At 71.8% G+C, this 7,300-nt stretch carries 5 protein-coding genes and 1 riboswitch; of the genes, 3 read left to right on the forward strand and 2 right to left on the reverse strand.

Annotated features, from left to right (window positions below):
- The first annotated feature begins 53 nt into the window (after window positions 1–53).
- Window positions 54–1,706, forward strand: coding sequence for a methyl-accepting chemotaxis protein (locus ACIBQZ_RS01495; protein ID WP_396086478.1), 1,653 nt, complete (start codon window positions 54–56; stop codon window positions 1,704–1,706).
- Window positions 1,707–1,726: 20 nt separating this feature from the next.
- Here the strand turns inward: ACIBQZ_RS01495 and erm are convergent, their stop codons facing one another.
- Window positions 1,727–2,509, reverse strand: coding sequence for an ErmE/ErmH/ErmO/ErmR family 23S rRNA (adenine(2058)-N(6))-methyltransferase (erm, locus tag ACIBQZ_RS01500; protein WP_396086479.1), 783 nt, complete (start codon window positions 2,507–2,509; stop codon window positions 1,727–1,729).
- Window positions 2,510–2,811: 302 nt separating this feature from the next.
- Between erm and ACIBQZ_RS01505 the strand changes: the two genes are divergently transcribed.
- Window positions 2,812–3,543 carry a class I SAM-dependent methyltransferase gene (locus ACIBQZ_RS01505; RefSeq protein WP_396086480.1) on the forward strand — a complete coding sequence of 244 codons (732 nt, stop codon included), beginning with the start codon at window positions 2,812–2,814 and terminating at the stop codon, window positions 3,541–3,543.
- Here the strand turns inward: ACIBQZ_RS01505 and ACIBQZ_RS01510 are convergent.
- On the reverse strand, window positions 3,540–5,048 hold the full coding sequence (locus tag ACIBQZ_RS01510; protein WP_396086481.1) for a cation:proton antiporter: 1,509 nt from the start codon (window positions 5,046–5,048) through the stop codon (window positions 3,540–3,542). The genes ACIBQZ_RS01505 and ACIBQZ_RS01510 overlap by 4 nt on opposite strands.
- Window positions 5,049–5,145: 97 nt before the next feature.
- Window positions 5,146–5,243: riboswitch (ZMP/ZTP riboswitch) on the forward strand.
- Between the two features lie 19 nt (window positions 5,244–5,262).
- On the opposite strand from ACIBQZ_RS01510, the gene ACIBQZ_RS01515 reads away from it, so the two are divergent.
- Window positions 5,263–6,684, forward strand: a complete 1,422-nt coding sequence (locus ACIBQZ_RS01515; RefSeq protein ID WP_396086482.1) for a glycine hydroxymethyltransferase — start codon at window positions 5,263–5,265, stop codon at window positions 6,682–6,684.
- Window positions 6,685–7,300: the final 616 nt, after the last annotated feature.

A 7,300-nucleotide genomic window follows, 5' to 3' on the forward strand; every position in this document is an offset into this window, starting at 1 on the left:
CCACTTCCGCCTTTTCGGGAGCGATGATTCATCGCGAGCGGAAGGTGGCGGGGATGTTCCATGCACAGCTGAACGACGCCGAGCGGGTCACGGTCAAGCGCAACCCGATCACGGGCCTGCTGGCCGACCGCAGCCTGGCCGTGAAGAACACCGTCGCGGTGGTCGCGATGGCGATCGTCGCCGTGGTCATCGGCGGGCTCGGCATCTACCGGACCGCGGAGATGAGCGGTGACCTGGACCGGATGAAGGTCAACCACGTCGACAGCCTGCAGCAGGTGGCCGAGCTGCGCGGCGGCATCGCCGAGATGTTCCGCGGCATGCTGCTCTACCAGATCGGTGCCGACGCCGCCGGCAAGAAGCTGGGCCGGGACGCCGTCAGCGCCGCCGACGTCCGGATCGAAGCCGCCCTGGGCGCCTACTCGCGGATCGCCGCGGATTCGCCGGCCCGCGAGCAGAACCTGGACACCTTCAGCGAGGCGATGAAGCACTACCGCGCGCTCCGCGACACCGTGCTGTTCCAGGAACCGATGGCGAGCGGATACACCCTGCCGGCGCCGGAACGGTTGCTCGCCGAGTTCAACAGCGTCGAGGGCGCGATGAACACCGCGGTGGCCGACCTGCAGAAGCTCGAGGACGTCGAGGCCGACGCCCTGGCCAAGGAGGCCTACAACGAGTTCCGCAAGTCGCGCGCCATCATGATCGCCTCCTTGATCATCGGCATGCTGCTGGCCGGCGCCATCGCGCTGCTGGTGGTCCGGCTGATCAAGCAGCAGCTCGCCACCGTCGCGACCGCGCTGGGCGCGGTGGCCGACAACGACCTGACCATCGCCGCCGAGGTGCGCTCCCGCGACGAGCTGGGCCGGATGGCGATGGCGGTCAACCGGGCCCGGGAGGGTCTGCGGGCCACCGTGTCGTCGCTGACCTCCGGCGCCCACAACCTGGGCGCCAGCACCCAGCAGCTCACCGGCGTGACCGCCCGGATCGGCGAGAGCGCCCGCGAGGCCGCCGCCCAGGCCGGGCTGGTTGCCGGTGCCGCCGGTGACGTCTCGGCCTCGGTGCAGTCGGTCGCGGCCGGCAGCGACGAGATGGGCGCCTCGATCCGCGAGATCGCGCAGAACGCCAACAACGCGGCGCAGGTCGCCTCCAGCGCGGTCGGCGTCGCGCAGAGCACCAACGACACCGTCGCCAAGCTCGGCACCTCGTCCGCCGAGATCGGCGACGTGGTCAAGGTGATCACCGCGATCGCGGAGCAGACCAACCTGCTGGCCCTGAACGCGACCATCGAAGCGGCCCGGGCCGGCGACGCGGGCAAGGGCTTCGCGGTGGTGGCCAGCGAGGTCAAGGACCTGGCCCAGGAGACCGCCCGGGCCACCGAGGACATCTCCCGGCGGGTCGAGACGATCCAGGCGGACACCTCCAGCGCGGTCGAGGCGATCGGCGAGATCTCCCAGATCATCCAGCGCATCAACGACTACCAGGTGACCATCGCCTCGGCGGTGGAGGAACAGACGGCGACCACGGCCGAGATGAGCCGCAGCATCGGCGAGGCCGCGGAAGGCAGCTCGACCATCGCGACCAACATCAACGGCGTGGCGCACTCGGCGGAGCAGACCAGCAGCACGCTGGTGGAGGCGGACGCCGCGGTGAGCCAGCTCAACGGGCTGGCCGAGGACCTGCGCCGGGTCGCGGAACGCTTCCGGGTCTGAGCCCACCGCGGCGCAGCCGTTCACCGCCGTGGGGCGTCGAGCAGCCGGAACAGCGTCAGCCACTGCTCCGGCCAGACCGGGCCGACCGGCACCTCGGCGGGCAGGCGTGCGGCCCGGAACGCCGCGGTGACCCGGCGGGTGCCGTACCGGCGGGCCAGCGAGGAGTGCAGAGACCCGCCGAGGCCGGTGAAGCCCAGCTCCACGAAGCGCTGGTACGCCTGCAGGGCCGCCGGCTCGACCAGCGCGACCGGCCGCCGCTCCAGCCGCAGGATGCCCCCGTCGACGCGCGGCACCGGACGGAACGCCGAGCGGGGGATCCGGCCCGCCAGGGTCCAGCTCACCACCGGCCAGGTGCCGACCGTGAGCCGGGTCCACCGGCCGTAGTCGCCGGTGCGTTTGCGGGCGTACTCCAGCTGGGTCAGCAGGGTCGCCGCGGTGAGGTGCTCGGCGCGCAGGCACCAGTCCACGACGGCCGAGGTCAGCGCGTACGGGATGTTGCCGACCACCCCGAACGGCCGGTCCGGGGGCGCCGCGCGGAGAAAATCCGCCACCCGCACGGTGACGCCCGGCAGCCGGGGCAGCTCCGCCGCCACCTGCGGGTCCACCTCGTACGCGACCAGCCGCCGGGTGTGCCGGGCCAGCTCGCCGGTGAGCACACCGCGGCCGGCGCCCACCTCGTACACCAGGTCACCGGGGCCGATGCCGGCGACCGCGACCAGGCGGCGGACCGCACTCGGGTCGGCAAGGAAGTTCTGGCCGAACGCCCGGCGGGTGCGGGCGTGTTCTCGTCTGGGTAGCGCCATGACCGTGGTCCTGTCTGCCGCCGACCGGCGGCGAACGCGGACAGGCGTCATCGAGGCCCGTCCGGGGGAAAAGGACGCGGAGGGCCCTGGCGCGGTGCTCGATCAGTCGGCGACGGCCGCCAGGGCGCGACGCCGGAAACGTGGGCGGGACGAGAGCAGCGGTCCCCACGCCCCGGGCGTCGAGGCCCCGGCGAGGAGAGCATGCGTCGTGATCATCCGGCGACCCTAACCGCGCCCGGCCGGGTCCGGCACGCCATTTAAAACCGGTGGCGGGTGCGGACCGGGTCTGATTGCGTCGGGGGATGACCGACTTCGATGACCCGGCGTTCTTCGGCGACCGCTGGGCGAGTCGCTACGACGACCTGAGCCAGGGCCCGGACCCCACCGCCGCCGTGGAGTTCCTGGCCGGGCTGGCTCCGCCGGGCAGCCGGGTGCTCGAGCTGGCCATCGGTGGCGGCCGGGTGGCGCTGCCGCTGGCCCGCCGCGGCTACGCGGTCGAGGGCGTCGAGGCCTCCCAGGCCGTGGTGGACCGGCTGCGGGCCACCCCGGGCGGCCGGGACCTGCCCGTGCTCACCGCGGACCTGGCGGACGTGCCGAACACCGGGCCGTTCCCGCTGGTCTACGTCGTCTGGAACAGCCTGTTCAACCTCACCAGCCAGGCGCGCCAGGTGGACACGTTCCGCAACGTGGCCCGGGTGCTGGAGCCGGACGGCGCCTTCGTGTGCGAGTGCTACGTGCCCGACCCGGCGGCGTACGACCGGCAGTTCCAGACCGACGAGGTGCTGGAGGACTCGGTCGGTTTCACGCTGACCCTGCACGACCGGGTCGCCCAGCGCATCCGGATGCAGCACGTCACCGTCGACACCAAGGGTGTCCAGCTGCTGCCCACCGCGCACCGCTACTGCTGGCCGGCGGAGCTGGACCTGATGGCCCAGCTGGCCGGCCTGCACCTGCGCGAACGCTGGGCCGACTGGGACCGCAGCCCGTTCGGCGCTACCAGCGAGAGCCACATCTCGGTCTACGCCAAGCCCTAGACGTCCGCTGTGCGGGCGGCGGCCTGCCGCAGGTCGATCTCGCCGATCAGCCTGCGGGTGGTCTCCTCGTCCAGCTCACCGCGCATCATCGCCTCGCTGAGCGCGCGCCGCTGCCCCTCGTAACCAGCACCCACCGCCGCGGCGATCTCCTGGCCGCGGACCCGCATCACCCGGGCGTCCTCGGCCTCGGCGCTGGTGTCCACCCCCAGCCACCGGATCAGCGTGCGGATCGTGGTGCCCTGCACCAGCAGCGTGCCGAGCGTGACGATCAGCGCGATCGCCTGGATGGCACCCCGCCCCGGCACCGACTCCGGCACCGCGGCCGCCGCGGCGAGCGTGAGGATGCCGCGCATGCCGGTCCAGCCCACCAGCACGGTGTCCCGGGTGGTCGGCGCGTCCAGCCGGGTGCGGTTGCCGCGCTTGCGGCGGCCCCGGGAACGGCGCTCGGCCAACCGGTCGGCCAGCCCGGGATCGCGGGCGAGCCGCGCCCGCAGCAGCCGGTCGCTCAGCTGCCACCGGCCGAACAGCAGGAAGACGCCCACCAGCCGCACCACGATCGCGGCGAGCAGCAGCACCACGGCGGCGATCAGGGTCGGTGCCAGCCCCGGCTCGTCGCCGGCGGCCAGGTCGTCGATCACGAACCCCAACTGCAACCCGATGTACGCGAACACGAACGTCTCCAGCAGGAAGTCCATCACCGGCCAGAACGCGTCCTCCTGGAGCCGGGTCCGGTAGGCGTCCGGGTACTGGTGCCGCGGGTCCAGGGAGGTGTTCGCGCTGATCAGGAACGCCGCCGAGACCACCGCGATGATCCCGGAGGCCGCCACCTGCTCGGCCAGCAGGAAGGCGGTGAACGGCACCAGCAGCACGAGCGTGGTCTCCAGCGTCGGGTTGCCGAGCCGTTTGCGCAGCCACAACGTGAGCGCCGACAGCACCCCGCCGATCGCCGCCCCGATGGCCGCGTTGCGCAGCAGCTCCAGGGCGCCGGAGCCGAAGCTGGCGTGCTCGCCGCTGACCGCGGCCACCGCGATGCTGAACAGGGTCAGCGCGGTCGCGTCGTTGACCAGGCTCTCCCCGGTGAGAATGGCGGTCACCCGGCGCGGCAGGCCCAGCTCGGCGCCGTGCGACACCGTCGTGATGGTGTCCGGCGGCGCCAGCACCGCGCCGAGCACAAACGCGGCCGTCAGCCCGATCGAGGGCAGCAGCCACGAGGTCAGCACGCCGAGCGCGCCCGCGGTCAGCACCACCAGCAGCACGCCGAGGTCGAAGATGGCCCGCAGGTTCTGCCCGAACGCGGTGACCGACGCGCCCCGGGTGGCCGAGTACAGCAGCGGCGGGATGACGATGGCGAGGATCAGCTCGCTGTCGAGCTCCAGCCGCGGCACCCCGGGCAGGAAGCTGACGACCGCGGCCAGCACCACGATGATCAGGCCGGGCTGCAGGCCGCGGCGGTGGGCCAGCGCGGAGACGGCGATGCCGGCACCGACGATGAGCAAGATCTGCACGCCGTTCACGATCGTCAGGCTAGTGGCCCCGGACCGGACGATCGGGCTGCCCGGGCTTTCCCGGCGGACGCGATCGGCGGCGCCGCCGGTATGCTGGTCGGCGGGCCGTGACTGGCGCGTTCGGATGGGCCAACCATCGGGGAGCGGCCCCGTCCGTTCTTGGGGGACGACCTGCCGTGCGCCTGGGCCTCTTCACCTGTGATAGGGAGGTCCGATGTCTGCACTGAACGCCGAATCGACCGCGTTCCGCTCCGCCCTGGAAGCGGTCCGCGCCGTCGAGCCCCGGATCGCCGACGCGATCGCCAAGGAGCTGACGGACCAGCGCGAGTCCCTCAAGCTCATCGCCTCCGAGAACTACGCGTCCCCGGCCGTGCTGCTCGCGATGGGCAACTGGCTGAGCGACAAGTACGCCGAGGGCACCATCGGCCGCCGCTTCTACGCCGGCTGCCAGAACGTCGACACCGTCGAGTCGGTCGCCGTCGAGCACGCCAAGGCCCTGTTCAACGCGCCGTACGCGTACGTCCAGCCGCACTCCGGCATCGACGCCAACCTGGTCGCGTACTGGGCGATCCTGGCCGACCGGGTCGAGGCGCCGGCGCTGGCCAAGGTGCAGAAGCGCAACGTCAACGACCTGACCGACGCCGAGTGGGCCGAGCTGCGGGCCGCGTTCGGCAACCAGCGGATGCTCGGCATGAGCCTGGACGCGGGTGGCCACCTCACCCACGGTTTCCGCCCGAACATCTCCGGCAAGATGTTCGACCAGCGCAGCTACGGCGTGGACCCGGCCACCGGCCAGATCGACTACGTGGCGCTGCGGCAGACCGCGCTCGACTTCAAGCCGCTGGTCATCGTGGGCGGCTACTCGGCGTACCCCCGCAAGGTGAACTTCGCCAAGATGCGAGAGATCGCCGAGGAGGTCGGCGCGACCTTCATGGTCGACATGGCGCACTTCGCGGGCCTGGTCGCCGGCAAGGTCTTCACCGGCGACTTCAACCCGATCGAGCACGCCCACATCGTCACCACGACGACCCACAAGAGCCTGCGCGGCCCGCGCGGCGGCGCGGTCTTCTGCCAGCCGGAGCTCTCCGACCAGGTGGACCGCGGCTGCCCGATGGTGCTCGGCGGCCCGCTCGCGCACGTCATGGCGGCCAAGGCGATCGCCTTCGCCGAGGCCCGCCGCCCCGAGTTCGCCGACTACGCGCAGCGCATCGTCGACAACTCACAGGCCCTGGCGGCCGGCCTGACCCGCCGCGGCGCCACGGTGGTCAGCGGCGGCACCGACAACCACCTGGTGCTGATCGACGTCGACAAGTACGGCCTGACCGGCCGCCAGGCCGAGCAGGCGCTGCTCGACTCGGGCATCGTCACCAACCGCAACTCGATCCCGCAGGACCCGAACGGCGCCTGGTACACCTCCGGCATCCGGATCGGCACACCCGCGCTGACGACGCGAGGCCTGGGCACGGCGGAGATGGACCAGATCGCCGAGCTCATGCACACGGTGCTGACCAGCACCAAGGCCGGCGCCTCCAAGGCCAAGTTCGACCTCGACACCGCCGTCTCGGACCGGGTGTCGAAGCAGGCCACGGAGCTGCTCGCCGACTTCCCGCTCTACCCGAGTGTGGATATTTCTTAGGGGTTTCTCTGGGGCGGGGATTGCCTGCGCCGGGATCACGCTTGATCTCCGCGTGGGTGGTCTCCGCCCTTTCCTGCTTGTGGGCCTCCTTGGCGCTGGCGCGGGGTTGTACGTCGTCGCTGTGGTCTCCTGCCGACGCCTCGACCGAATCCCAGGCAGATCTTGGATAGCGGTGGTGCGGAGCTGACCCGAATTCCACAAGTTCGCCAGCAAACCGGCCGCGCTGGCGTTGCCTGGTCGATGTTGTAGCGCTGCGGCGCGGAGCGAGCCTGACCGCTACAAGGTCCGCCGGGCCGCCGCCCCGCATCGCGCTTCGCGCCTCGCCTCGCGCCCCTGCCCGGGCGCCCGAACCGGATTCCAGGTAGATCTTGGATAGTGGTGGTGCGGAGCTGACCCGAACTCCACAAGTTCGCCAGTGAGCCGGCCGTGCTGGCGTTGCCTGGTCGATGTTGTAGCGCTGCGGCGCGGAGCGAGCCCGACCGCTACAAGGTCCGCCGGGATGCCGCCCCGCGCCTCGCTTCGCGCCTCGCTTCGCGTCCCGCATCGCGCTTCGCGTCTCGCCTCGCGCCCCTGCCCGGGCGCCCGAACCGGATTCCAGGTAGATCTTGGATAGTGG

The organism is Actinoplanes sp. NPDC049599, assembly GCF_044465625.1.
Taxonomy (GTDB): domain Bacteria; phylum Actinomycetota; class Actinomycetes; order Mycobacteriales; family Micromonosporaceae; genus Actinoplanes.